This window comes from Oceanispirochaeta sp. (assembly GCF_027859075.1).
Classification (GTDB): Bacteria; Spirochaetota; Spirochaetia; order DSM-2461; family DSM-2461; genus Oceanispirochaeta.
The window spans coordinates 12,708-36,747 of the sequence record NZ_JAQIBL010000316.1 but is presented as its reverse complement, the minus strand read 5'-3'; the positions used below and the strand labels follow the sequence as shown (position 1 = coordinate 36,747).

General features: G+C 46.2%; 25 protein-coding genes. 16 read left to right on the top strand and 9 right to left on the bottom strand.

Annotated features, from left to right (window positions below; all coding sequences use genetic code 11):
• Positions 1-3: 3 nt before the first annotated feature.
• From PF479_RS17980 to PF479_RS17950, 7 genes are all read left to right on the top strand, one after another.
• The gene (locus PF479_RS17980; RefSeq protein WP_298009589.1) at positions 4-876 is read left to right on the top strand and encodes a glycyl-radical enzyme activating protein; all 873 of its coding nucleotides are present in this window, start codon (positions 4-6) and stop codon (positions 874-876) included.
• Positions 873-3,260 (top strand): glycyl radical protein, encoded by a 2,388-nt coding sequence (locus tag PF479_RS17975; protein WP_298009586.1) that lies wholly within the window; start codon positions 873-875, stop codon positions 3,258-3,260. The genes PF479_RS17980 and PF479_RS17975 overlap by 4 nt, the downstream gene beginning before the upstream one ends.
• A gap of 196 nt (positions 3,261-3,456) precedes the next feature.
• Positions 3,457-4,326: an NAD(P)-dependent oxidoreductase gene (locus PF479_RS17970; protein WP_298009583.1), complete on the top strand. Its 870-nt coding sequence runs from the start codon at positions 3,457-3,459 to the stop codon at positions 4,324-4,326.
• Between the two features lie 209 nt (positions 4,327-4,535).
• Complete coding sequence (locus PF479_RS17965) at positions 4,536-4,706, top strand: hypothetical protein (RefSeq protein WP_298009580.1); 171 nt, start codon at positions 4,536-4,538, stop codon at positions 4,704-4,706.
• A gap of 15 nt (positions 4,707-4,721) precedes the next feature.
• The gene (locus PF479_RS17960; RefSeq protein ID WP_298009578.1) at positions 4,722-5,714 is read left to right on the top strand and encodes an ABC transporter substrate-binding protein; all 993 of its coding nucleotides are present in this window, start codon (positions 4,722-4,724) and stop codon (positions 5,712-5,714) included.
• A gap of 2 nt (positions 5,715-5,716) precedes the next feature.
• Positions 5,717-7,819 carry a HAMP domain-containing sensor histidine kinase gene (locus tag PF479_RS17955; protein ID WP_298009575.1) on the top strand — a complete coding sequence of 701 codons (2,103 nt, stop codon included), beginning with the start codon at positions 5,717-5,719 and terminating at the stop codon, positions 7,817-7,819.
• Positions 7,816-9,186: a sigma-54 dependent transcriptional regulator gene (locus PF479_RS17950; RefSeq protein ID WP_298009572.1), complete on the top strand. Its 1,371-nt coding sequence runs from the start codon at positions 7,816-7,818 to the stop codon at positions 9,184-9,186. Before PF479_RS17955 ends, PF479_RS17950 begins: the two co-directional genes overlap by 4 nt.
• 4 nt (positions 9,187-9,190) lie before the next feature.
• Here PF479_RS17950 and PF479_RS17945 read toward each other — a convergent pair whose 3' ends face one another.
• From PF479_RS17945 to PF479_RS17930, 4 genes are all read right to left on the bottom strand, one after another.
• Positions 9,191-10,156: an ROK family protein gene (locus PF479_RS17945; RefSeq protein WP_298009568.1), complete on the bottom strand. Its 966-nt coding sequence runs from the start codon at positions 10,154-10,156 to the stop codon at positions 9,191-9,193.
• Between the two features lie 70 nt (positions 10,157-10,226).
• On the bottom strand, positions 10,227-11,081 hold the full coding sequence (locus PF479_RS17940; RefSeq protein WP_367277257.1) for a carbohydrate ABC transporter permease: 855 nt from the start codon (positions 11,079-11,081) through the stop codon (positions 10,227-10,229).
• Positions 11,082-11,100: 19 nt separating this feature from the next.
• Entirely contained in the window at positions 11,101-11,985 is an 885-nt protein-coding gene (locus PF479_RS17935; RefSeq protein WP_298009560.1) for a carbohydrate ABC transporter permease, read from the bottom strand.
• A 99-nt stretch (positions 11,986-12,084) separates the two neighbouring features.
• Positions 12,085-13,386 (bottom strand): ABC transporter substrate-binding protein, encoded by a 1,302-nt coding sequence (locus PF479_RS17930; RefSeq protein WP_298009557.1) that lies wholly within the window; start codon positions 13,384-13,386, stop codon positions 12,085-12,087.
• A 186-nt stretch (positions 13,387-13,572) separates the two neighbouring features.
• Between PF479_RS17930 and PF479_RS17925 the strand changes: the two genes are divergently transcribed.
• A complete protein-coding gene (locus PF479_RS17925) occupies positions 13,573-13,884 on the top strand; it encodes a Dabb family protein (RefSeq protein WP_298009554.1) in 312 nt (103 codons plus the stop codon).
• Here PF479_RS17925 and PF479_RS17920 read toward each other — a convergent pair.
• The 3 genes from PF479_RS17920 to PF479_RS17910 are packed head-to-tail and all read right to left on the bottom strand — an operon-like array spanning position 13,857 to position 15,545.
• Positions 13,857-14,987, bottom strand: coding sequence for a Gfo/Idh/MocA family oxidoreductase (locus PF479_RS17920; protein WP_298009551.1), 1,131 nt, complete (start codon positions 14,985-14,987; stop codon positions 13,857-13,859). The two genes, PF479_RS17925 and PF479_RS17920, sit on opposite strands and share 28 nt — an antisense overlap.
• Before the next feature lie 56 nt (positions 14,988-15,043).
• Positions 15,044-15,475, bottom strand: a complete 432-nt coding sequence (locus PF479_RS17915) for a hypothetical protein (RefSeq protein WP_298009549.1) — start codon at positions 15,473-15,475, stop codon at positions 15,044-15,046.
• Positions 15,420-15,545: a hypothetical protein gene (locus PF479_RS17910; protein WP_298009546.1), complete on the bottom strand. Its 126-nt coding sequence runs from the start codon at positions 15,543-15,545 to the stop codon at positions 15,420-15,422. Before PF479_RS17910 ends, PF479_RS17915 begins: the two co-directional genes overlap by 56 nt.
• A 72-nt stretch (positions 15,546-15,617) precedes the next feature.
• Here PF479_RS17910 and PF479_RS17905 point away from each other — a divergent pair, with 72 nt between their 5' ends.
• From PF479_RS17905 to PF479_RS17890, 4 genes are all read left to right on the top strand, one after another.
• Positions 15,618-15,836, top strand: coding sequence for a hypothetical protein (locus tag PF479_RS17905; protein ID WP_298009543.1), 219 nt, complete (start codon positions 15,618-15,620; stop codon positions 15,834-15,836).
• Positions 15,833-15,961 carry a hypothetical protein gene (locus tag PF479_RS17900; protein ID WP_298009540.1) on the top strand — a complete coding sequence of 43 codons (129 nt, stop codon included), beginning with the start codon at positions 15,833-15,835 and terminating at the stop codon, positions 15,959-15,961. Before PF479_RS17905 ends, PF479_RS17900 begins: the two co-directional genes overlap by 4 nt.
• Positions 15,962-16,053: 92 nt before the next feature.
• Complete coding sequence (locus tag PF479_RS17895) at positions 16,054-16,539, top strand: heme-binding protein (RefSeq protein WP_298009537.1); 486 nt, start codon at positions 16,054-16,056, stop codon at positions 16,537-16,539.
• Between the two features lie 3 nt (positions 16,540-16,542).
• Positions 16,543-17,292, top strand: coding sequence for a DeoR/GlpR family DNA-binding transcription regulator (locus tag PF479_RS17890; RefSeq protein WP_298009534.1), 750 nt, complete (start codon positions 16,543-16,545; stop codon positions 17,290-17,292).
• 67 nt (positions 17,293-17,359) lie between these two features.
• Here PF479_RS17890 and PF479_RS17885 read toward each other — a convergent pair whose 3' ends face one another.
• Both PF479_RS17885 and PF479_RS17880 read right to left on the bottom strand, forming a co-directional pair.
• Positions 17,360-18,085 (bottom strand): hypothetical protein, encoded by a 726-nt coding sequence (locus tag PF479_RS17885; RefSeq protein ID WP_298009532.1) that lies wholly within the window; start codon positions 18,083-18,085, stop codon positions 17,360-17,362.
• Between the two features lie 132 nt (positions 18,086-18,217).
• On the bottom strand, positions 18,218-18,505 hold the full coding sequence (locus PF479_RS17880) for a putative quinol monooxygenase (RefSeq protein WP_298009530.1): 288 nt from the start codon (positions 18,503-18,505) through the stop codon (positions 18,218-18,220).
• Positions 18,506-18,601: 96 nt separating this feature from the next.
• On the opposite strand from PF479_RS17880, the gene PF479_RS17875 reads away from it, so the two are divergent.
• From PF479_RS17875 to PF479_RS17860, 4 genes are all read left to right on the top strand, one after another.
• Positions 18,602-19,546: a GTP-binding protein gene (locus PF479_RS17875; protein ID WP_298009527.1), complete on the top strand. Its 945-nt coding sequence runs from the start codon at positions 18,602-18,604 to the stop codon at positions 19,544-19,546.
• A 28-nt stretch (positions 19,547-19,574) separates the two neighbouring features.
• Positions 19,575-20,345 (top strand): MBL fold metallo-hydrolase, encoded by a 771-nt coding sequence (locus PF479_RS17870; RefSeq protein ID WP_298009524.1) that lies wholly within the window; start codon positions 19,575-19,577, stop codon positions 20,343-20,345.
• A gap of 307 nt (positions 20,346-20,652) precedes the next feature.
• Positions 20,653-23,148 carry a transporter substrate-binding domain-containing protein gene (locus PF479_RS17865; RefSeq protein WP_298009522.1) on the top strand — a complete coding sequence of 832 codons (2,496 nt, stop codon included), beginning with the start codon at positions 20,653-20,655 and terminating at the stop codon, positions 23,146-23,148.
• Between the two features lie 106 nt (positions 23,149-23,254).
• Complete coding sequence (locus tag PF479_RS17860) at positions 23,255-23,959, top strand: FadR/GntR family transcriptional regulator (protein WP_298009519.1); 705 nt, start codon at positions 23,255-23,257, stop codon at positions 23,957-23,959.
• The last annotated feature ends 81 nt before the right edge of the window (positions 23,960-24,040 follow it).

The window sequence follows — 24,040 nt, the reverse complement described above, 5'->3', positions numbered from 1 at the left end:
GCTATGGGGTTTGTTTTTAATATTCAGGGTTTTTCTCTGCATGACGGCACAGGTCTCAGAACAACCGTCTTCTTCAAAGGCTGTCCCCTGAACTGCCCCTGGTGCGCCAATCCGGAGGGAAAAAAATACGAACCTCAGTTTATGATCGGAAACAGCGGATGCATCTCCTGCGGAGACTGCGGCGATCTGAGACAACAAGGGACAAACCTGGTGGCTCTGGAGTCAGTCGAAGCCCTTAAAACCCTATGCCCCAGCGGAACTATCACGGTCTCGGGAGAATCGATGACACCTGGAGAAATTGCCCGGGAAGTCTTAAAGGACAAGCCCTTTTATTCAGCCTCCGGCGGAGGTGTGACTTTTTCCGGAGGTGAACCCCTCTCTCAGCCCGGACTCTGTAAAGAAACGGCTGAATTATTAAAAAATCAGGGCCTGATGACAGCTGTTGAAACCTGCCTCCATATCCCCTGGAAAAATATAGAATTGGTCCTGCCTTATATAGATGAGTTCCTTTGTGATCTCAAACATGGGGACCCTGTTATTTTTAAAGAACATACGGGAGGAGACTTGAATCTGATCCTGGAGAACCTGAAAAAACTGGACAGCCGAGAAGTCCCGATTCGTATCCGGGTTCCCATTATCTATGGTTTTAACCATGAAGGGAAAGCCATAGAATCCATACTGGATATTGTATCAGGATTAAAGAGTGTGAAGGCCATTGACTTTATGCCCTATCACCCTCTGGGAGCCGGAAAACACGAAGCCCTGGGACTCCCCTATTCTTTGCCATTGCATTCTATGGATATCGAAGAAGTCCACCCTTATATCCAGATGGCCGAGTCCAGAGGATGGAATGCCACCATAGGAGGCGCATTATGACCGAAAGAATCAATGCCTACAGAGACAGAATATTATCCTCCCTACCCACCATATGTACCGAAAGGGCCCGGTTTTATACGGAAGCCTATAAAATGCATAAAGACAAACCGGTCATCATGAAGAGGGCCTTCGCCCTGAAAGAGACCCTGGAGAAGATGACCATCCGCATTGAACCGGAAGAGTTGATTGTGGGAAACCACTCCTCCCGGATTTATGCGGCTCCGATTTTCCCGGAGTATGCTGTAGAATGGATCATCAAAGAATTGGATGACTTTGAAAAAAGACCATCCGACTGCTTTTTCCCTGATGACATGACAAAGACGGAACTGCTTGAGATCTGCAGCTTCTGGAAGGGATCAACGACTCTGGACAAGGGTAGATCCCTGATGACCGATGACCTTCTGGCCATTCATGAAACCGGAATCATCAGGGCCGAAGGGAATCTGACTTCCGGTGATGCCCACATCGCCGCCCATTTCCCCAAGGTTCTGGAGAAAGGTCTGGATTGGTACATCCGGCATGTAGAAGAGCTGCTGGGGAAAACCGATACAATGGGTGCTAAGGGTATTAAAAAATACCAGTACTACAAGGCCACCTTGATATCCTTGAAAGCCCTCCAGAAATTCATCATCCGCTTTTCCGCCCTGGCAGAGCTTCTTCACAATAGCTCCCGGGATAAACACAGAATCGGAGAGTTGAAGCAGATAGCCTCAAATTGTCATAACATCGCTGTAAACCCTCCTCAGGGGTTCTACCAGGCACTTCAATTGACCTACTTCCTGCAGTTGACCCTGCAGATCGAAAGCAATGGTCACTCCCTGTCTCTGGGCCGGATGGACCAGTACCTCTACCCCTTTTACAAATCGGATAAAGAAAAGGGCCTCCTGCGCGATGATTTTGTTATGGAGCTTCTGGAAAATACCTGGCTCAAACTGGTGAGCATGAAAAAGATCCGATCCTGGTCTCATACCCGGTTTTCTGCGGGGGGACCTCTATACCAGAATGTGACCATAGGAGGGCAGCTCAGAGACGGCAGTGATGGCGTCAATGAATTGAGCACTCTCATATTGAAATCTGTGGGAGAGACAAGACTCACCCAGCCTAATCTGTCTGTCCGTTTCCATCCCGGTCTGAATGATGACTTTTTAAAAGAGTGCATCGAGGTGATCCGCCTGGGATTCGGCATGCCCGCCTTTAACAATGACTCCATCGTGATTCCCTCTTTCAGAGAATGGGGTGTGGAGGAAGAAGATGCCTGGGATTATTCCGCCATCGGCTGCATTGAGGTGGCTGTTCCCGGCCGCTGGGGCTACCGCTGTACAGGAAAACACTTCCTGAACTTTATGCGGGTTTTTATGGCAGCTCTCAATGATGGAACAGATCCTGTGAGCGGTCGGCAGTTCTGCAAAGGGACAGGGATGCTCACGGATTTCACTGAGTATTCCCAGCTCCTGGAGGCCTGGGACAGGCAAGTCCGGTATTACGCCAGAGCGGGCATTGCCATTGACGCAGCCATCGATGTGGTCCTGCGGGATGAAGCCCCGGATATCCTCTGTTCGGCCTTTACCGAACCCTGCCTGGAACGGGGTTTGACAATCCACGAAGGTGGCAGCAAATACGACTTTGAATCGGGCCTGCAGGTGGGAATTGCCAACCTGGGAGACTCCCTTGCAGCGATTAAAAAGCTTGTCTTTGAGGAAAAGCGGATCGGCGCCGGAGAACTGATGGAAGCCCTTGAAAATAATTTTGAGGGTTCCGGAGGAGAAAAGATCAGACAGATTCTTCTGAACCATGCTCCCAAATTCGGGAACGACGATGAGAATGTGGACAATCTTCTGGTAGAGGCCTATGACTCATTTATTGATGAGATCAGTCACTTCAGAACCATAAGAGAGGGTTGCGGACCCATCGGCTGCCGTTACTACGCCGGGACATCCAGCATATCCGGAAATGTTCCCGCCGGATCCATAGTCCCGGCCACCCCTGACGGAAGAAAAGCATGGAAACCCCTTGCTGAAGGAGCCTCTCCCTCTTCGGGTGCCGATAGGAAGGGCCCTACCGCAGTCATGAAGAGCATCAGCAAACTGAGAACCGACCAGATTCTGGGGGGAGTCCTCCTCAACCAGAAAATGACCCCCGCCGTTCTGGAATCTGAAGGAAACAGACAAAAACTGGCCGACATGCTTCACGCCTTCTTTGACGATCTGAAGGGATGGCACATCCAGTTTAATATCGTAGACAGGGAAACCCTGCTGGCCGCTCAGAAACATCCTGAAGAGCACCGGGATCTGATTGTCCGGGTCGCCGGGTATTCCGCCTTTTTTACCAATCTTTCAGCAGAAACGCAGAATGATATCATAGCCAGGACACAGCAGGTTCTCTGATTTCTTCACTTCAAAGGATGCATGCAGCCCATTCAAAACCATCATATGATAATTTTTTTCTATCATATGACAATATATCTATCTTTATTTACCCAAACAGGCTATAATTTACCTATATTTCTTTCAGGTGCCCCTGTCTGATCCAATCCGGTGAATTCAGGCGGTTCCTCAATTATAAAAAATTAGGAGACTGTTTATGAAAAGAGTCCTGCTCACCGGAGGAAACGGATTTATCGGTACAAGATTCAAAGAGGCTCACCACCACAATTTTGAAATTCTCTCTACAGATGTTGCTGAGTTGAATATTCATGAAAAAGACAAAATACAGGATGCCCTGAGGCTGTTCAAACCCGACTATGTCATACATGCTGCCGCTATTGCCCTGACAGATTTCTGCAATGAACACCCTGAAAAATGCTATGCCATCAATGTGACCGGTGCTGCTAACATTGCCCAGGCCTGCAAGGAGGCGGGAGCCCGGATGATCTTTCTCAGCACGGAACAGGTCTTCAACGGCAACCCCGAAGGCGGTCCCTACAAGGAGAGTAATACACCCATTCCCGATACAATGTACGGTAAAAACAAGCTGGAAGCCGAGGGGCTGATTCAATCCATTCTGGAGGATGTGCTGATTCTCCGTTTCACATGGATGTTCGGAGTTCCTGAACGATTCCGGCCTGTTGTGAACAATGTTCTCTGGGACACCGTTAAGGCCGTCATGAAAGGTGAATCCATCCGGGTTCCCTCTCATGAGTACCGCGGACTGACCTATGTGAATGAATTGATGGATCAGTTTGATACAATCATGGATCTCCCTTCCGGAACCTACCATGTGGGTTCTAAAAATGATCAAAGCCGATACGATATTGTCTGCCTTATCATGAAAGAACTGGGCCTGGAACATCGAATTGAGGAACTGATTATCAAGGATGAGATAAAATATGCCCGGAAAGACCGGGATGCCCGTTTAGATACATCATTGATACAGACCAGGGGAATCAAGTTCTCTGAAACTTCGGAGGCGGTAATCAAATGTGTCCGGGAGTACAACCTTAAGATGAATTGAATACTATGAGTTTATTTCCCGGGAAGGGAATTACCCGATACGGGTAGAGGACTATCCAATTCCGGTCCTCGCCCCCGATCCGGCGACTCTCTAAAACAACCATAATCAAAAGATATAACTTTCCATGATAATGATTTACACCATATTCTCCTTATTAAAAAAAGTATGGCACAACTCTTGCTTAGTAATAGTTAAGGGAGAATCAAAAAATGGAGAATCAAACTTTGCTGACAGAATACAACTATAAGGACCAAAGGGAAGAATTCAGAGAGGAAAGCTCAAGCGGCGCCGGGCAGATCCTCTGGGTAGCAGACTATTTTCAAATCACCCCGGAAGGACAGGAATTCCTTCAAAAAGTAGCGAATACCCTCACCCTGTGATATACTCCTAATCCCATGAGCGGATTAAAATTAACTCTCCTTCTCACTGTTCTGCTCCTGACTGTAACTATGATCTCAGGAGCATCAGGGCAGGGAGAATCCCTGGATAAAACCGACCTGAATATCCTCTATGTTCCCGGCGTAGCCGACCCTTTCTACTATTCCATGGAAAAGGGTGCTTTGATGAAAGCCGAGGAAATGGGTGTCTCTCTGGATGTTTCTGAATACCCTGAATTATGGGAGCCGGCAGTGCAGATCCCCATCCTCAAAAGGGCGATTGCGGCAAAAAAATACGACCTCATCATGATTGCTCCCGTAGCCAATGACGCCCTCATTGTGCCTCTGAAAGAGTGTTATAATCAGGGGATACAAATCATTACAGTGGATACAAAAATTGGGGACGGCCTGTATACCTTGCCCTCGGACTGGTCCTTTCCCCTCGCCCATATAGGAACTGACAACTTTGCCGGAGCCGTCTACCTGGCGGAAACCCTGGCGGAACAGGTCAATGAAAAAGGAAAGGTCTATATCAATACAACCACCGAGGAAACATCCACGACGGAAGAGCGGAAAAACGGGTTTATGGAGGGGATTTCACACTTTCCCGAGATGGAAATTGTCCAGATCGATTACAATGGAGACCTTCAGACGGTGGCCATGAAACAGACCCTCAGTGCACTGATGAAGAATCCCGATCTTGTTGCGGCCTTCGGAACAAATGTGTTCAGCAGCCAGGGAGTGTCTGCGGCGGTTAAAAACGCCGGTCTATCCGGGGCTGTTCGTGTGGCCGCCTGGGATGCCACAGACTCCCTGATTGCCAGCCTCAGAAACGGTGAAGTCGATCTTGTTCTGGCACAGAAACCCGCAGAAATCGGAGCCCTGGCGGTCGAATGGGCCTATAAATACTTGATTGATCACAAGGAGATACCCCCCAGTATCACTTCGGGATATGTGGTCTTCAATAAATCCAATATCAACAATCCTGAAATGGAGCAATATATATATTAACAATGAAACTGTATCCCAAGCTGGCCTTGACAATCCTGATCCTCATTCTGCTTCAAGCCTCGTTTACAGGAATATTGGTCAGTAGAACCATCCGAAATAATAATCTGGAGGATGCCCTAGTGGAATTGAGGCTGAAGGCAGATTTCATTGTGAATAACTATCAATCATGGAAACGCCATCTCTGGAAACAACTGATACAGGTCCTGGAGTATTCAAAAGAAATGGATGAGGAAAACCTGAAGAGTGGTGAACTGAAAAGTCTTCTTACATCCTCCAATATAGATGCAGTTATTATCAAAACAGAAGACGGCAATTATTCTATGACTGCCCTGAATACCAGCCCCGATTTTATTCTGCCTCCTGTGGAAGATCTATCAGTCGTATATAATCACCCCTCCATCAGCCTGTATCAGATGAAGGGGCAGTTTTACATGATCGGGATTATTAATTTGAGTTCCCTTTCGGGAAATACCGAGATTTATCTGGTCAAACACATCAATGACAGCTTTCTCAATAATATTATCTTTGATAAAGACGGGAGGATACTGTTTCATACATCAACAGATTTTCTTGCGGGTCATAAGGAGATCCAGACCATAGCGTTTCATCAATCCGGAACCCTACCTGGAATGGCTTATAAGGAGTGGTATGACCTGGAGGAAGAGGATCAGAGTTACAACATGGCCAGCACCAAGGTGGGAGAGATCAGCAGCAGCAGTGGAAACACCAGTTCTGTCTATCTGACAACCATTCTTTCAAATGAACCCTATCAGCGGAGGATACTCTCCATCGAGAGGACTGTTCTGACTGTATCCCTCTTCACACTGCTCTTCACATTCCTCCTCATTCTTATCTTTACAAGAGGCATCACAAGGCCTGTAGCCCTGCTGGCCAATGCCATGGGTCATATCCGGGAAGGCTCCTATAATGTACAGCTGAAAATTGCAGATAAGGGAGAGATGGGGGTTCTGCTCAAGGGATTCAACGGCATGGCCGCCCGACTTCATCAAGACCAGATCAAAATTGAAAAATCCCTTGATGAAATCACGTTTCTCAATGAGTTCAACGAAGAAGTCATCCACTCCATCAGGGATGCTCTAGCAGTCGTCAACGATGATATGATCATAGAAAAAGCGAATCCCGCCTTTGACATTTTGACGGAATTAAAGGTCAGAACTCTGACAGGATTTATCAATGAAAACTTTGATACCACTCTTCTCGAGGGTGTCAGGAAGGTCCTGTTTCAGGGTGAAGAACGCTGGACTCAGCGCATCCGGAACAGACAGGACCAGGTTTTTGAGGTTAAGATTTATCCTGTTCATCGGGAGTCTCATATGCATTCTGAGAAAAGGATGTGTGTTCTTATCCTGGAGGATATTTCCGAAAAGAATGCCTATGAGGAAAAAATATTCCAGGCGGAAAAACTCTCCTCCATCAGTATGCTTTCTGCAGGGATTGCCCATGAGGTGAACAATCCTCTGTCCTCCATCCTGACGAATATACAAAATCTGATTTACGAAGAGGCCGACACAGAGCGCCTTAAATCTCTCCATCTGGTAGAAGAAGAGTCCATAAGGATTGCCCAGATTATCAGGGATCTGACGAATTTCACATCCAGGGAACTCGGTCAGGGAAACATCTGCTCTCCCCTGATTGTAGCGGAAGAGGTCGTACGATTGATCCGCCACTCCCGCAGACCCGATGGCACCAGGATTCCTCCTGTCAGCATTCTGTGCGATCCAGCAGTGGCAGATGTGATTATATCCAAGGGGGAGTTGATGCAGGTTCTTATCAATCTGCTGCAGAATGCAGCCCATGCCACAGAAAATGACAAACCTATAAAAATCAGCATCAGAGAAGAAAACCAGAGGGCTATCATGACTATTGAGGATCAGGGAAAAGGCATCCCCGAAGAAATTCTCAACCGTGTCTTCGATCCTTTTTTCACAACCAAGGCAAACAACGAAGGTACTGGTCTGGGCCTGTCTGTTGTATATGGCATCATCATGAAATACAAGGGCACAATCAAGATCGAAAGCAAAAAGGGCACAGGCACTGTCATTGTGTTCTCACTCCCTACAATCTCAAAACAGGAGGCGGTATGAATATACTCATAGCCGACGATGAAAAAGGAATCCGCATCGGCCTCAGCAAGTTGTTTCAAAGAGAGGGCCATGAGAGCTTTACCGCAGAGGATTATGAATCGGCCCTGGAATGCATCAGGACTACAGAGATCCATATAGCCCTGCTGGATATCCGTATGGGCGACAGGGATGGTGTGGAACTCTTGAAATCAATTCAGATGATCAACAGCGATGTGATCTGTCTGATGATCACGGGCTATGGAAGCATCAGCAATGCGGTTGAGGCCATGCGCGAGGGAGCGGCAGACTACCTGCTCAAGCCCCTGGATAATGAATACCTGCTGAAGGCTGTCAATGAACGGCTCGAGCTGAAGCATCTCAAGAATGAAAACCTCCTCTTGAAGGAAGAACAACAGGAAAAAATGCTGGATTTTAACTTCAGGACGAACAACCCGAAGATGAAAAAAATCCTGACCGTGGCAGATAAGGTAAAGGATACGGATACAACGGTTCTGATCACAGGTGACAGCGGAACGGGGAAAGAGGTCCTCAGCCGCTATATTCACTTTACCAGCAATAGACATGGGGCTCCCTTCATCGGTGTAAACTGCGCAGCCCTTTCGGAAACGCTCCTGCTGAGTGAACTTTTCGGGCATGAAAAAGGCGCCTTTACCGGGGCTCACGAAAGGAAAATCGGCAAGTTTGAACTAGCCGACAGAGGAACTCTATTCCTGGATGAGATTGGTGACATGTCCCCGGATGCCCAGGCCAAGCTTCTCCGGGTTCTGGAAGAAGGGACTCTGGAGAGGGTCGGTGGAAATAGAACCGTCAGGGTCAATATCCGGGTCATAGCGGCCACCAATCAGGACCTGGTCTCACTGATTCAAAAAAAGGAATTCCGGGAGGATTTATATTACCGCCTGAATGTGATCAGTCTGGTTCTTCCCTCTCTGAAGGACAGGCCCGAGGACATCCTTCTTCTGGCAGAGTATTTCAAGGCCCTTTACGGCAAAAAATACAGAAAGGGTCAACTCAATTTTTCGCCGGCGGCCTGTGAGTCCATGAAAGTCTATGGATGGCCCGGGAATATTCGGGAACTGAAAAACCTGATCAACCAGACAGTCCTTCTAACCGAGGAAGCCACTCTGGAGACGGCGGGATTAAACCGCAGAGAAGAGCCCCTGACTTCATCAGAGGAAGGATTAACCCCGGGGATTTCTGAAAGCCTAAGCCTCCAGGACAGGATGGACGGCGTGATAGAGAAGTATGAAAAGAATATCATTAGAGAAACACTGATCCGGAACAGGTTCAATAAAACAGCCGCAGCAGAAGAGCTGGGAGTCACCCGGAAAACCCTTTTCAATAAAATCAGTAAATACAGCCTTTAGAAAGCTATTCCAGGACCAATGCCGCCGCCCCGATAAGGCCTGCATCCCGGCCGGTTTCTGCCAGTTTTATTTCCATTTCTTCAGCCATCATTTCATAGGTGTGAGACAGGAAGCGGTGTTGGATGCGGTTCATGTAGTCTTCACCAAAGGACATGAGTCCTCCCCCCAGAATGACCAGTTCGGGATCCAGGGTCTTGTAAATATTGTAAAGAGTGGAGCCTACAACATCGGCTGAATCTTCCACAATCACTCTGCAGATGGGATCACCCTTTTTCATGCCCTCTTCAATGGATTGACCATCCATCTTATCGGCGGAAGCCTCTGTTATTCCAATGGTGCTTTTCAAGCCTTTCCGGAGCTGCCTGCGATAGAGTTCCGGAAAGAAGAGCCCCGAAGCCAGAGCCATGGCACAGCCGTAATTCCCGCAGGTACATTTTACATCCGAATCAATGTCAATGATGGTATGTCCCACTTCTCCGGCAGTGCCTACTTTTCCACGGAGCATCTTGTCGTTGACTATGATACCGCCGCCGATCCCGGTACTGACCGTGACAAAGACCAGGTCATGATAACCACGTCCTGCACCGAACTTGAACTCTCCGAAGGCCTGGGCATTGGCATCATTATCCAGAATGATTCTCATTCCAGGCAGCAGTACAGAGAGTTTGTCCACGAAGGGATAATCATAAATATTGTGTACAAAATTGCTCACAGTGACGATGACACCCTTTTTAAAATGGATATGCCCGGCCAGAGCCACTCCAATACCCAGGATATCATCGGGTTCGACCGAACAGGAGCGCATCACTCGTTTTACCAGGTCTGCAATGATGATAAGAATTTCATCCCATTGTTCATCCCGATGATCGTATACGGTTTCCTTTCCCACCAGGGTTCCGTCCTGTCTGAACAGACCCGCCGAGAGCTTCGTCCCTCCCAGGTCTACACCGCAAATGAGTTTTTTCGACATAAGTTCATTCCTTTTGCAATACGAAGGCTGTAACACAGCCATCGTGTTTTATTATCTGAAGGCCGAAGGGTTATCCTTTAACTGAGCCGGACATGAGCCCCCGAACAAAGTAGCGTCCCGAGACCAGGTAAATAACCAGGGTCGGCATAGCTGCCATAAGAGCCCCGGCAAAGTGTACGTTGTACTCCTTGACCCCAGTGGAGGAGCTGACAAGGTTGTTCAAAGCCACCGTCATGGGCTGACTGGAAGCATCTCCAAAGGAAACACCGAAGAGGAAGTCATTCCAGATATTGGTTGTCTGCCATATAACGGACACGACAATGATTGGTGTGGAATTGGGGAGAATTATATCCCGGAAAATCCTGAAAAAATGGGCCCCGTCCACCTGGGCGGACTGCACGAGTTCTGATGGAAAACTGTCATAGGTGTTCTTAAAAAACAGAGTGGTAAAACCCAATCCATAGACGGTATGGACCAAAACCAGACCGGATGTTGTTCCTGCCAGGTTCAGGGAACCCAGTACACGGGCAGTAGGAATCAGAACGATCTGAAAGGGAATAAAGCAGCCGAAGAGGATCAGTCCGAATAAAAGTTTATCTCCTTTAAACTGCCCTTTAGACAGAACAAAACCACTCAAGGATCCCATCAGGGTGGAGAGAAAAACTGCCGGGATCACCATCTTTATGGAGTTCAGAAAATAAGGCCGCAACCCTGTGGCCTGAACACCGATCTGAGCCGTTGACCAGGCACTTCTCCAGGGTGCTAAAACAAAATCGACAGGAAGAGCCAGCATATTGCCTCCCCGGATTTCTGAAAGTGGTTTGAAAGAGTTGACCACCATGACGTACAGGGGTGTCAGGAAGAAAATGGCGAAGATCACCATGATCACCATGTTTATGATCTCAGCCGTTTTGTGCAGCCGCATTGTGTCTTTAATAGTCATATCAGCTGTCCTTCACGATTTTGTTGATATAGGGAATGATGATGATGGCGAATAGTAACAGCATAAAGACAGCAGAACTGGCTCCTATTCCCATCTCGTTTCTTGTAAATGTATAAGAGTACATAAAAGTCGAGGGCATTTCTGTAGCCCGTCCCGGTCCACCGTTGGTCAGTGCAATAACCAGGTCGTATGACTTGATGGCCATATGCCCCAGAATAACAAATACAGATGTAAATGACGGTCCCAGTTGAGGGATGATAATCCTGGTATAGAGTTTCCAGGTTCCCGCTCCGTCAACAACCGCCGATTCGATGGTCGCATGGTTGACGGCTCTGAGTCCTGCCAGAAATATGGTCATCACATAACCCGTGACCTGCCATATGGCCGCGATGATGACCGTATAAATGGCTTTATCTGAATTCTTTATCCAGTCGAATTTAAAGTTTACAAATCCCCAGGTATGCATGATCTGTTCCAGACCGATTCCCGGATCAAGAAACCATTTCCATGCCGTACCGGTTACAATAAATGAGATGGCCATGGGATAAAGGTATATGGGACGGAAAAACCGCTCTCCCGCCTTACTCCAGTCGACCAGAATGGCAAGGATCAGACCCAGAAATGTAGCAAATGAGATATAAAGAACGCTGAAAATAGCAAAATTCTTCAGCGCAGTGTGCCAGTTTGCGAGTTTAAACATTTTTACATAGTTCTTCATACCCACCCATCCAAAGGAAGGCATGAGACTTGAATCGGTAAATGAAATATAAACGGTATAGATGATAAAGGCATATACAAATACGAAAGTGAGAATAATCGTGGGCATCAGTACGAAACGTGCGGTCAGATCATCCCTGGATATACGCCATTTATTGTTTAAGACCATAGAGTGAATCCTTTACTAAACAGATAACTACCGGCTGCTCATCAGATGAAAACAGCCGGCAGGAATTCAGCGGTAAAACCGCATCACATTATTTTAAGATCATTTAGCTGCGGCAACGGCTTTTGCAAGTTCCTGTGCTGCTGTTTTTGCATCATAGACACCATTGAAATGGGCAGTGATTACATCAAACATGGCCTGTTTGATTCCTGCAGGTACGGCATGTCCGTGTGCCATGGAACCAAAGAGGGTTCCGTTTTTGGCGGCATCTGCCAGGTCTTTCATACCTTTTTTTCCGGCTGCGTCAAACTCGGCATCTGAGATGTCAGTTCTGGCGGGAACGGAACCTTTGACAAGGTTAAAGGCAATCTGGAAGCTGGGGTTCATGATGGCTTTAGCCAATTCCTGCTGAGCATGCTTGTACTCGGGAGCTACTTTAAACATAACAAACTGGTCAGAATTGAAAGTAACGGTTCCCTGTGTTCCGGGAGTTCTGAAAAAATAGAAGTCTTTTCCAGGTTCAAGACCAGCGTTTTTAAACTCACCCTTGGCCCAGTCTCCCATCATCTGGAAGGCCGCAGTTCCTTCAATAACCATGGCAGAGGCCAGGTTCCAGTCTCTACCGCTGAAGTTGGGGTCTACATAGGTTCTCAACTTTGCCATTCTGTTGAAGACTTCAACCATCTTGTCAGATTTCAAGGCGGCTTCATCAAGATCTATCATAGTTTTTTTGTAAAATTCTGGTCCGCCCGTAGCGATGACAACGCTTTCAAAGACGGTACCATCCTGCCAGGCCTGCCCACCGTGTGCCAGAGCTGTAAATCCAGCTGCCTTGACTTTTTCCATGGCTGCCATGTACTCATCCCAGGTTTTGGGTTCTTTGATTCCCAGGTCATCCATGATCTTCTTGTTGGCCCAGACCCAGTTGGTAGAGTGTACGTTTACTGGCGCTGCGACCCACTGTCCTTTCTGTTTAGAGAAAAACTTAAGTGCTTCGGGAACGACGGAATCCCAGTTTTCATCTCTGGCTACGTCATTCAGGTCTGCAAGAAAGCCAAGATTGGCCCAGTCGATGATGTCAAAACCAAGCATCTGTACAGCGACAGGAGGATTCCCGGCTGTGGCTCTGGAACGAAGTACAGTCATGGCCTGATCACCACCACCACCGGCTACGGGTGAGTCGGTCCAACCGATACCTTTTGATTCCAAATCTTTTTTAAGAACATTCAAAGCTGCTGCTTCACCACCTGATGTCCACCAATGCAGTACTTCTACCTGGTTTACATCGACTACTGCTGCTGCAGCCTTTTTGTCATCTGTTTTGACTTCCTTCTGCCCAGCGGCAAAAAGACTCATTCCTGTCACCAATGACAGAATCAGCATCAAATAGAATCCCTTTTTCATAAATCCTCCTTGATCGCCACAGTATCTCTGTGGTTTTCGGTTTAGAATTTTTAAGAATTGTACCATCTTGATTTTCATATGTAAAGTTTTAATTTTCACATGAAGATGTTTTCTTCATTTACAACATCTATTTCTATGCATTAGAATCAATATTACCCTCTATACAAAGATTAAGGAGACTTAAAAATGGTCAAACACATCGTTTTATTTTCATATGAAAAGGAATTGGACTCGCCGGAAATCATGGAACTTCATCAAAGGTTTTGTGCACTCCCGGGTATTATCCCGGAAATTTCCGGTTTTGAGTCGGGGATGGATATCTCTGTGGAAGGTATAAGCCGTGGATATACCATGTCCTATGTATTGAGTTTCAAGGGATGTGAAGAAAGGGACCGCTACCTGGTTCACCCCTCACATAAGGAGTTTTCTGAGTTCGCCGGTCCCTTTTTAAAGGATGTCCTCGTCTTTGATTATGATGCAGAAGTCATTCTGACCTGAGCGTAGTTCCCGGTTTCTCCGCTCTTATATGCAGCATCCAGAACATACTGAGCTACGGCTCCATCTTTTAGGGATGGAGAAAAAGCAGATCCCTCCTGAAGGGACTTCAGAAACCTGTACTGGTTCTCTGTATGGAAACGGGTCCATCCGATGACAGATCTCGGTGCGGGAATCTTTGCCTCTTCATAAGTCTGCAGGGTTTCAAGACGGCTCCACCCCTGCCCCGGCTTAAGCTGATCAAACCAATACAAAAAGTTCGGATCCATCAGTTTGAAACTGAATGATCCTCTGCTTCCATACACGGTCAGATTCAGATCATCCAGAGCTCCTGTGGCAAAGCGGGAGACTTCGATGGAACCCAGCCCTCCCGAAACCAGACGGCACTGCATCCAGGCCGCATCATCCACAGTCACCTTGCCCATCTTACCGCTGCCGTCGGGCAAGGGTCTCTCATTTATGTATGTCTTAAGATCAGCTCTCACCGAGAAAAAGTCTCCCAGAAGGAAGCGGACAAGGTCAATGACATGAATACCCAGATCGGCCAGGGCTCCCCCGCCGGACTCATCAAAATTCATCCTCCAGCTGTAGGGTTTCTCCGGGTTCTGATAACCTGTATGAAAATACTCTCCCCGAAATGAGTAGACATCTCCCAGCAGACCAGCCTCAATCAGCTCTTTTGCTTTCATGATGGCCGGAATAAAGCGGTAATTAAAAATCATACCGACCCGGACATTCGACTTCTCAGCGGCCTTCTCCAGGAGGACAGCCTCTGAAGCATCAAGAACCAGAGGTTTTTCACATAAAACATGCTTTCCCGCCTCCAGAGCCTTTAGAATCTGCTCTTTATGCAGAGAATTAGGGGTTACCAGATCGATAACATCGACTTCCGGATCGGCCAGAACTTCGTCATAGTCTCTGTAGGCTTTATCAAATCCAGAGAGGGTTGCCGTTGTTTTGGCCCCCTCAAAGGTGGACCGGCAGACTCCCTTAAGGTAGATTTCGGGGAGTTTCCCCGGGTAAATATAGGGTATGTCGGCATAGGCCATCTGATGAATCCTGCCAATGCTGCCGAAACCAGCCATTCCGATGACTATTTTATTCATGAATGTCTCCTTTAATGATGAAGGCTCAGGGCCTAAGGACTCTTTCTTTTCTCAGACTAACGCGAAGAAGCCGCCATATCCAGGGCGGATCTTAATTTTTTAACAGCATTCGTGATCTTCCCGGTTCCAGGAATGAACCGATTGCCCGGGCCTTCCCCATCAGGACCTTTCAAGAGAGCCGAAGAGTATTCTCCCACAGTCATTCCGGCATGGACAAATTGTGCCGAATTGACCGCGTTGATACCGCCGTCTTCTATGAGATCAACAATGGATTCCCGGCCGGCATCTTTGATCATCTGCTTCAGATCCCGAATATTTTCTATCATAAAAGGATCGATAACATGGGGTGTTTTCCCTTTCTCATTCACCCAGAATCTGGCCCGGCTCTCATATTCAATGATATCCACAAAGGGAATATACTGTTTGAAAAAATCAAGAGGGAGCCTCTGCCGATTCCAGCTCCTGGACTGTTCCTGCCAGATATCCATAATCCGCCCAGAAAAGTCCAGCGGCAATTTTCACCTTCTTGCTGACGGATCCAATTCGATTAGAGTTCATATGGTTCCTCCACTAAATCTTCACTTGAAAGTATTTTGACTTTCATATAATAAATACTATACAATATTAAACATGGATACAAATAAAAAATGGAATTCTGATGAAATCTATGATTTTTTGATTATCGGATCAGGAATGGGGAGGAGTTCCATAGCCCATGCCCTGAAGGATTCAGGAGCCTCCATTCTTATGATAGAACGGGGTGGATTCATAAAGCAGGAAAAAGAGAACTGGTCTCTGGATGAAATAGTCCGAAAAAAAAAGATATGCCCCCCGGGAAGTCTGGTATGACCGGGAGAACAAGCCTTTCAGTCCCCGCCTCGGCAGCTGTGAATCCAGCCCTGACCATAGCTGCCATGGGACTGCGGGTGGGACAGAAGCTGAAAGAACAGTATCAGAACAGATCCAGACCTTGAGAATTTGTTGACAAAATCTACCGATACCCTTCATACTGCTTTCGTATGACAGTTAGGTAAACTCATATGAAAAAGATAACAGAGGATTTTTTATGAAATCACTTCAAGAACTACTGAAAGAAGAAAAAAAGCTGGTTCTTCCCGCTTTCAATGAAAGTATTGCCAGGCAACTGGGGGAATTGGCAACAGACATGGCTGTCCAGAAAAACCTCTCTGTCGCCATAAGGGTCGAGAGGGAGGGTCAGATTCTGTACCAGATATCTCTTCCCGGGACCACTATAGACAACGACCTGTGGCTGAGCGGGAAAGCACGTATTGTTCATCACTTTCTGCACAGTTCATTCTATATTTCCAGAAAAATGATTGAAGCTGGCACTTCCCTGGCAGACAAAAGCCTGCTGGATCCAGTCCTGTATAGAGACAAGGGCGGCGCAGTCCCTCTCTTTGTGAAAAATGGAGGGTTGGCCGGTGTTCTCATCGTCTCGGGACTGCCCGATCACGAGGACCATGATTTCAGCATTGAAATAGTCAATGAATATATTAAAAGGCAAAATACTAATTTTTCTGATAAAGGTTGATCTATGAATCAAAGGCATAAACAGGTATTAAGCATCATGTCTGATGGACGTAAGGTCACAGTCAATGATTTAGCCGACCAGCTGGATGTATCCCAGGCGACGATCCGTCAGGACCTGACACAGCTTGAGAACAGCGGATTTCTCAGGCGTGTGCACGGAGGAGCCGTTCTGGATGAAACAGATGATATCTCTCACCGGATGGGGATCAACTATGAACAGAAACTTAGAATTGCCCGGATGGCGGCGCAGTATGTCAATGAAGGTGAAACTATTTATATTGAATCCGGTTCAATCAATGCCCTTTTTTCAAAAGAAGTGGCCAAGATTTCCAATACGACTATTATCACATCCAATGCCTTTATTGCCCGCCAGATTGGGAAGGAGTCTTTGGGGAATATCATTCTTCTGGGAGGACTCTATCAGCCGGAAAGTGAATGTATGGTGGGAAATCTGGTTAAAATATGCCTGAATGCCCTGAACTTTTCCAAGGCGTTTATCGGGATTGACGGATTCACTCCTGAAACAGGGTTCACAGGACGGGATATGATGCGAGCCGAAATAAATTCTGAAATCATAAGCCGCAGTCCCCAGACCTTTATCTTAACGGATGCCAGCAAGTTCGGCAGGATTGCCCTCTCCCGCTACTGCGGGGCAGAAGACATCGAATACCTCATCACCGACCAGACTCCTGCAATAGAGTACAAAAAAGCACTCGAGAAGGCCGGAGTCAAGCTGCTGATTCCCGAATTATAAGAGTAGGAACCCAAAAAAACCGCTGATCCGGGGATCAGCGGTCAATTATCTGAAATAAATTCTGATATTACTGTTTAACAGCAGTCAGAGTACCTTTTATGGCAAGTATATCATTTTCAAGTGTCACCTGAAGGGGACCGTCGAATACATACATGGCTTTGTCACTGGCACCGGCAAACATTACATCACTGGACCATACTTTGGCAAAGTCTACACCGGAAGCTTTTCCATCAGAAGTAAAGGCAGCCTCAATGCCGTCTGGTGTTCCAATTTTGCGGCTTTCGAAAGAACCATCAGGCAGAGCCAGGATTCCTTTAGAGTCTGTTGTAAAACGATAAGCTGTTCCTCTGTGAACATACTGAATTACAATAGTTCCATCTGCTGCTTTAGAAGCATTCAGATTATCATTTTGAGTCGCATCCAGTCCGTTTACACCGTACAGAAACAGTCCTCTGAGACCGGTAGACATGGTAGGATTACCTTCTACATCGTAGAGATAAGCCTGGAAAAGATGAGTAGAACCCAAAGCAGAGGCACCGGTCACGGCATCAAAGCTATCTTCTGCAGCCATGTAACGGATGTTGCCTTTCCAGTTGAAATGACTGGCAGCGTCATCTGCAACCAGATTTGTTTGATAGTCGATAATAAGGTCTTCACTTCCGTCAGAAACGGCCTTTACTTCAGCCGCAGGTGCCGCTGCAGGTGCTACAGCCGCTTCTGGTGCTGCGGGTTTTCCGCAACCCATAAAAATCAACGCTATAGCCAGTACTGGTAAAAAAATTGCTTTTTTCATATGTATTCCTCTTCATTAAAAATATTACAATTATTATAGTACTTATAAATTATTCAGTCAAGATTTATCGATTAAAAACATCAGGAAAATAGAAAAATCCCTGGAGCCAACACGCCCGTCAGGGCGATAAAACTATAAAACCTTATCGTACAAAGTCACCTTGATATTCTGATTTAACAGAATCTTCAGTTTCGGTCCGATTTCTGTCAGATGAGGGCTGCGGTTGTGTTCATCTATGGCAGGCTGATCTTTCCACTCTTCAATCATGGTGTAAAGGTTTTCTGATCCCTGAGCCTTATGAAGTCCATATGCAATACATCCCTCTTCAGCGTTGGATGCAGCCACAAGAGGCTTTACTTCTGCCAGGAAAGCATCAATACTTTCTTTTTTTACATCAAATTCAGCAATTATTCCGATCATTTTTTTATCTCCATCTTACAATTAATGACAATTTCCAATCAGTTTTGATTTATTCAGAGCTTTACAGATTAGATATGCTGTCATTATACTCATAATATGACTTCCAATACAATCATGACAACCATTCTGGGAGGCTTTCTGGGGAGTGGTAAGACGACTGTTTTGAACCAGCTTCTCAACGATTTGAATCCACAGCTGAGAACAGCCGTCATCATTAATGATTTTGGTGAAGTGAACATAGACAGCCTGCTCATTGAAAAAGGTGGATACTCAAAAAAGGAGATATCCGGCGGATGCATCTGTTGCAGCCTGAAGGCAAAACTCCTGGACACTCTCTTACAAATTGTGAATGAAGAAAAACCGGATGAGATATATATTGAAGCCACTGGTCTGGCCGTACCCTGGGAAATGAAGCAGACCATTGAAAAGAATTTTCCTTCCGATTTAATCAGGGTCAAAGATGTGCTGGTCTGCATGGACGCCCGTCAGTGCGACCGCTACCATGACCGTCTACCCGCCTACTCCCGTCAGTTTGAGGGAAGACCTCTTGTGCTCATAACCAAAGCGGATATCTACAGTTTGGATGTCCTGGAGCAGACCAGGGTGAAGCTGCAGAAGCACTACCCGGGATTGACAGGATTTGCTGAATCCCGCAGCGGATGCTGGAAGAAACCCGGCACCCCGGGAATACCGGTAACATCCCCGGCAGCATCCACGGGACTCTTCCTGTTCCACCCGGAAATGATCGATACAGGCAAAGACGGTATTGAATCCCTCTCACTCATGGGCCCCCTGACGGGGACCGTTGCCGATCTTCATCAGCTTATCGATGAAAACAGACCAAAAGTCATCCGCCTCAAAGCATTGATCCCCTTTAACAAGACTGTATTGAGTCTTCAGTTTGATGGGAGTACCATTTCTGAACAAAAGGCTCCTGAAAATCTTGATATAAAGGGACAGACCGTACTAAATATGTTCTGTATGAAAGAAGATATGGAAAACCTCAAAGAGAAAATATCCCGGCTGATCAGCCTTGATTAAGCATTGAAATCCTGTTCATACTGAATGAATGATGAACAATGAAAATACGATGACCATCACTCTTCTCTGTGAAAACCAGGTGGGTCATAAGGGCGCCAGAGTCTGCCGGGGAGAATGGGGATTTTCTGCTCTTTTAGAATCAAAAGACCATAAGATACTCTTTGATACAGGGCATAGTGACCTGTACTGGAAGAATGCCGAAGCCCTCAAGCTTGATTTACAGAGTGTCGATATAGTCGTTTTTTCCCACTACCACTGGGATCATACCGACGGTATCGTTCATCACCATTTTCTCAATAAGAAATCTCTTCTGATCCACCCGGACCTTCAGGAAAAATTATCGGAGAGAACAAAAAAGACGGTTCTTGATGATTTTAATATTATTCCTTCCCGCAAGACCTATAAAATTACAGAAGATATTATTTTTCTGGGTGAAATACCGAGGAAGATGAGTTTTGAAAAGGGTACGTATAAGGATGATCCCATGAAAGACGATACGGCCCTGGCCATTAAAACATCCAGGGGAGTCGTCGTTCTCACCGGATGCTCTCATTCAGGGATCTGCAATATTTGTGAATATGCTAAAGAAGTCACCCATAGCCCGCTGCATTCTGTGATCGGGGGATTTCATCTGATGAGTGATGACCGGGAGACAGTAAAGCAGACCATTTCCTACTTCAAGAAGGAAGCTCCCCAATCACTCTACCCCATGCATTGTGTCGATTTTCCTGTACTGGCTGCATTTCATAAAGAATTTGGAGTGATTAAAGCAGCAACAGGCGATCAGATCTGCTTTTAAGACGGCTGTCTTTTCGAAATGATTGAGTCAGTCCAATTCAATCCATCATAGTCGCAGAGCCTGACCATGATGATTCTGGCTGTTGTAAACAAACGTATCCCCTCAATCGCCCTCCCTTAATTTTTCAGGGAAATCGGATAGCCCGGTTATATTGAACTGATCAACTTTCAGCAGTAATCAAATGGAATAGATCCATTTGAAACACCACAGGTGATAGCTTATATTTGAAATATTGGGAATCTATAGAGATAAACTCAGGAGCATCCATATTTCAAAATCAAAAATTTTATTATTCATCATTCTAATATTGAATACCTCATCTGCCTTTGGGGAGTTTGAAACGGGCACATCCTTATTGACAGAGGCTGAAAGGGTCTGGATTAAAGCCCACCCTGTCATTCGCCTGGCACCGGATCCTGAGTTCCAGCCGGTTGAGTTTTTTGACAAAGACGGGAATTATGCCGGAATCGGTGCTGACTATGCAGAACTGATAGCTGAAAAATTGGGTATCAGTTTTGAAATTGTAGAATGTAAAAACTGGGACGATGTCATCGACAAGATGAAACGCCGCGAAGTGGATGTGCTGAATGCCGTTGTCAAATCTTCTGCCAGAGAAGTGTATATGGATTTCCCCCCACCTTATTTGACAATCCCTTCGGTCATTATTGTCAGAAAAAATGTGACTGAAGAATTAACTCTGGAAAAACTAAAGGGACTGCATGTGATTATGGTCTCCGGTTACGGTTATGTAGATTTGATCCGGATTAAATACCCGGAGATTAAAATTGAATTAGTCCCCGACTTAAAATCCGCTCTGAGGAAAGTTTCATTTTCCATGGCCGATGCCTTTGTGGGAGATCTGGCAACAGCCAGCTTCTACATTGAATCAGAAGGAATCACAAATTTAAAAGTGGCTGGAGAGACGGAACCTCCCAATGTTTCGGGTTTCGGAGTACGCTCCGATTGGCCCGAACTCAGCAGTATTCTGGAAAAAGGTGTAACCCTGCTGTCGGAGAATGAGAGAAAAAATATTCGTCAAAAATGGATACACCTGGAGACAGCTGAGGGAGTAACAAAAAGGGAACTCCAGAGCCTGATACTCATAACCATAGCAGGAATATTTCTGATCGTATTGGTATTTACATTCTGGAATCTCATGCTGAACCGAGTCGTGAAACTCCGTACAAAAGATCTCCTGAAAGAGGTTGAAGATCGGAAACGGGCGGAACTGGCACTCAAAGAAAGTGAACGGAATTTCCGGGCCCTTGCGGACACATCTCCTCTGGCCATCTACATGTCGGAGGGGGTCGAGCAAAAATGTGTCTATATCAATTCTACATTCACAAATTTATTCGGCTATACCATTGATGATGTACCGACAGCTGATCATTGGTATCCTCTGGCCTATCCTGACGCGGAATATCGCCGGGGTTTGGTTGATGAATGGCAAAAAAGAATAGAACTGGCCATTAAAACAGGATCAGATATAGAACCGATGGAGGCTGTTGTAAAATGCAAAGACGGTTCGAAAAAACATATTTCCTGGGGATTTATTACAATGGGAGAGCAGAACTGGGCATGCGGTCTTGATTTAACCGAGCGCTTACAGGCGGAAGAAAAAAGAGCGGCTCTTGAATCTCAGCTCAGTCAATCTCAGAAAATGGAAGCAATCGGGACTCTGGCGGGAGGAGTCGCCCATGACTTCAATAATATCCTGGCAGCCATGCTCGGTTATGCTGATCTGGCCCTGCTGGATCTCCCCAAAGAGAGTATTGTTAAAAATCAGATTGAGCAGATTATTAAAGCCGGATATCGGGCCAGGGATCTTGTAAAACAAATTCTATCTTTCAGCCGTAAAGAGTTCAGCCAGCGCAGATCGCTTGATGTTTATACAGTTGTTAAAGAAGCTCTTATACTCCTCCGGGCATCAATCCCTTCAACCATAAGGATAGAGGAAGATCTCGATTCCCAATGTGGCAATATACTTGCCGATCCGACTCAGATTCATCAAGTTATGATGAATCTCTGTACCAATGCCGCCCAGGCAATGGATGAAAACGGAGGGACCTTAAAAGTAACGCTGAACTCAATTCTACTGACCAAAAGGGACGTGGAAGATGATCCTTACCTCAAACCGGGTAATTTTGTTCTGCTTATAATCGAGGATTCCGGTACGGGCATCGAAAAACAATATATTGACAGGATTTTTGATCCCTATTTCACAACCAAAGATATTGGAAAAGGTTCAGGCATGGGATTGGCAGTTGTCGCGGGAATCATAAAAAGCAATGATGCCTTCATAAGCGTTGACACCAGGCCCGGGACCGGAACGACAATAAAAGTGTATTTCCCCAGGATACAGACACAAAATTTTGAAAATATAAAAATTCCAGATCCCCTGCCTTTAGGCCAGGAAAAAATTCTCATTGTAGATGATGAAAAGAGTGTTGTAGAGATTACAAAGCAATGTGTGGAAAAGCTTGGGTATGAGGCAACAGGAAAAACAAGCAGCCGAGAGGCTCTTGAATTATTTCAATCCCGTCCGAATTCGTTTGATCTTATTATTACGGATCAAACCATGCCAGATTTGACAGGAGAGAATCTGGCGATAGAGATCATGAAGATCAGACCTGATATACCGGTCATACTCTGCACAGGGTTCAGCACTAAAATGAATCAAGAGAAAGCGAAAATGATCGGAATCAGAGGATTCCTGATGAAACCCTTTAATATGAAAGAACTGTCTATAACGATCAGGAAGATCCTGGATCAAGGTCCATCCCCCACGGATAGGGGAGAATAACCCCGGCACATATAATGCCTGTAAGGGCAGAAAAGGTTCAACAAAATTGCCCGACCTATTGTCTGACGTTAATAAATGTTTTATTATCATACAATTGGAGTAAGCGATGGCAAAAATTCGTCAAAAAACCGTTGTTGAGCAAGTGATGGAGCAAATCAAGGAACTCATTGCCTCCGGCACGTATCAGCCGGGAGATAAACTGCCGACAGAACATGAACTGGCAGAACGCTTTGGTATCGGCCGCTCCTCTGTGAGGGAAGCCATTAAAATTTTTAACTACCTGGGTGTTTTGACTTCAAAGGCAGCAAAAGGGACCTTCCTTTCAGACAGAGCCAATATCTCCGCGGAAGCCCTCTCCTGGTCCATACTGTTAGGCAAGGATGAACAGCAGGAGCTGATCGAGACACGGGGTGCCATCGAGCTGTGGAGTATCATCACTCTTATACGGCTGCAACAGAAAGACGAGGAGAAGGTGAACCGGGTTCTGGAAGATCTGCTGAAAGAAGTGGACAAGATGAAGGATGGAATTGAGTCTAAAAAACCTGAAAAACTGGTTGAAGCAGATTATAACTTTCATAACATTATAGTAAAAAGCACAGGAAACTCACTCTTCTATTCGATTTACAAAACATTGAAATCTTTTATGTATGAGGAGATCGTCCAGTCCCAGAATGACTACAGCGATCAGAATATGATCGTGTCGGAACATCAAAGCATCATCGATACAATCCAGTCGGGACAGATCAACAGTTCGGTGGAAACATTCAGTTCCCACATTGATAATATTGAGAGCCGCCTGAAGATTAAGTAGAATCCTTCACAGACACCCTGAAAATAGAATAGCGGCAGCCCCTTTCGGGATTCTGCCGCTATTTTTTTTCCTAATCGAGTG

Excerpts from the sequence above, each read along its gene's own strand:
- PF479_RS17940 (WP_367277257.1), bottom strand. The coding sequence starts at position 11,081 with ATGCGGCTGCACAAAACGGCTGAGATCATAAACATGGTGATCATGGTG.
- PF479_RS17875 (WP_298009527.1), top strand. The coding sequence starts at position 18,602 with ATGACTTCCAATACAATCATGACAACCATTCTGGGAGGCTTTCTGGGG.
- PF479_RS17880 (WP_298009530.1), bottom strand. The coding sequence starts at position 18,505 with ATGATCGGAATAATTGCTGAATTTGATGTAAAAAAAGAAAGTATTGAT.
- PF479_RS17910 (WP_298009546.1), bottom strand. The coding sequence starts at position 15,545 with ATGAACTCTAATCGAATTGGATCCGTCAGCAAGAAGGTGAAAATTGCC.
- PF479_RS17900 (WP_298009540.1), top strand. The coding sequence starts at position 15,833 with ATGACCGGGAGAACAAGCCTTTCAGTCCCCGCCTCGGCAGCTGTGAAT.
- PF479_RS17860 (WP_298009519.1), top strand. The coding sequence starts at position 23,255 with ATGGCAAAAATTCGTCAAAAAACCGTTGTTGAGCAAGTGATGGAGCAA.
- PF479_RS17870 (WP_298009524.1), top strand. The coding sequence starts at position 19,575 with ATGATGAACAATGAAAATACGATGACCATCACTCTTCTCTGTGAAAAC.
- PF479_RS17895 (WP_298009537.1), top strand. The coding sequence starts at position 16,054 with ATGAAATCACTTCAAGAACTACTGAAAGAAGAAAAAAAGCTGGTTCTT.
- PF479_RS17960 (WP_298009578.1), top strand. The coding sequence starts at position 4,722 with ATGAGCGGATTAAAATTAACTCTCCTTCTCACTGTTCTGCTCCTGACT.
- PF479_RS17925 (WP_298009554.1), top strand. The coding sequence starts at position 13,573 with ATGGTCAAACACATCGTTTTATTTTCATATGAAAAGGAATTGGACTCG.
- PF479_RS17935 (WP_298009560.1), bottom strand. The coding sequence starts at position 11,985 with ATGGTCTTAAACAATAAATGGCGTATATCCAGGGATGATCTGACCGCA.
- PF479_RS17885 (WP_298009532.1), bottom strand. The coding sequence starts at position 18,085 with ATGAAAAAAGCAATTTTTTTACCAGTACTGGCTATAGCGTTGATTTTT.
- PF479_RS17945 (WP_298009568.1), bottom strand. The coding sequence starts at position 10,156 with ATGTCGAAAAAACTCATTTGCGGTGTAGACCTGGGAGGGACGAAGCTC.
- PF479_RS17955 (WP_298009575.1), top strand. The coding sequence starts at position 5,717 with ATGAAACTGTATCCCAAGCTGGCCTTGACAATCCTGATCCTCATTCTG.
- PF479_RS17905 (WP_298009543.1), top strand. The coding sequence starts at position 15,618 with ATGGATACAAATAAAAAATGGAATTCTGATGAAATCTATGATTTTTTG.
- PF479_RS17970 (WP_298009583.1), top strand. The coding sequence starts at position 3,457 with ATGAAAAGAGTCCTGCTCACCGGAGGAAACGGATTTATCGGTACAAGA.
- PF479_RS17890 (WP_298009534.1), top strand. The coding sequence starts at position 16,543 with ATGAATCAAAGGCATAAACAGGTATTAAGCATCATGTCTGATGGACGT.
- PF479_RS17930 (WP_298009557.1), bottom strand. The coding sequence starts at position 13,386 with ATGAAAAAGGGATTCTATTTGATGCTGATTCTGTCATTGGTGACAGGA.
- PF479_RS17965 (WP_298009580.1), top strand. The coding sequence starts at position 4,536 with ATGGAGAATCAAACTTTGCTGACAGAATACAACTATAAGGACCAAAGG.
- PF479_RS17975 (WP_298009586.1), top strand. The coding sequence starts at position 873 with ATGACCGAAAGAATCAATGCCTACAGAGACAGAATATTATCCTCCCTA.
- PF479_RS17950 (WP_298009572.1), top strand. The coding sequence starts at position 7,816 with ATGAATATACTCATAGCCGACGATGAAAAAGGAATCCGCATCGGCCTC.
- PF479_RS17980 (WP_298009589.1), top strand. The coding sequence starts at position 4 with ATGGGGTTTGTTTTTAATATTCAGGGTTTTTCTCTGCATGACGGCACA.
- PF479_RS17920 (WP_298009551.1), bottom strand. The coding sequence starts at position 14,987 with ATGAATAAAATAGTCATCGGAATGGCTGGTTTCGGCAGCATTGGCAGG.
- PF479_RS17915 (WP_298009549.1), bottom strand. The coding sequence starts at position 15,475 with ATGGATATCTGGCAGGAACAGTCCAGGAGCTGGAATCGGCAGAGGCTC.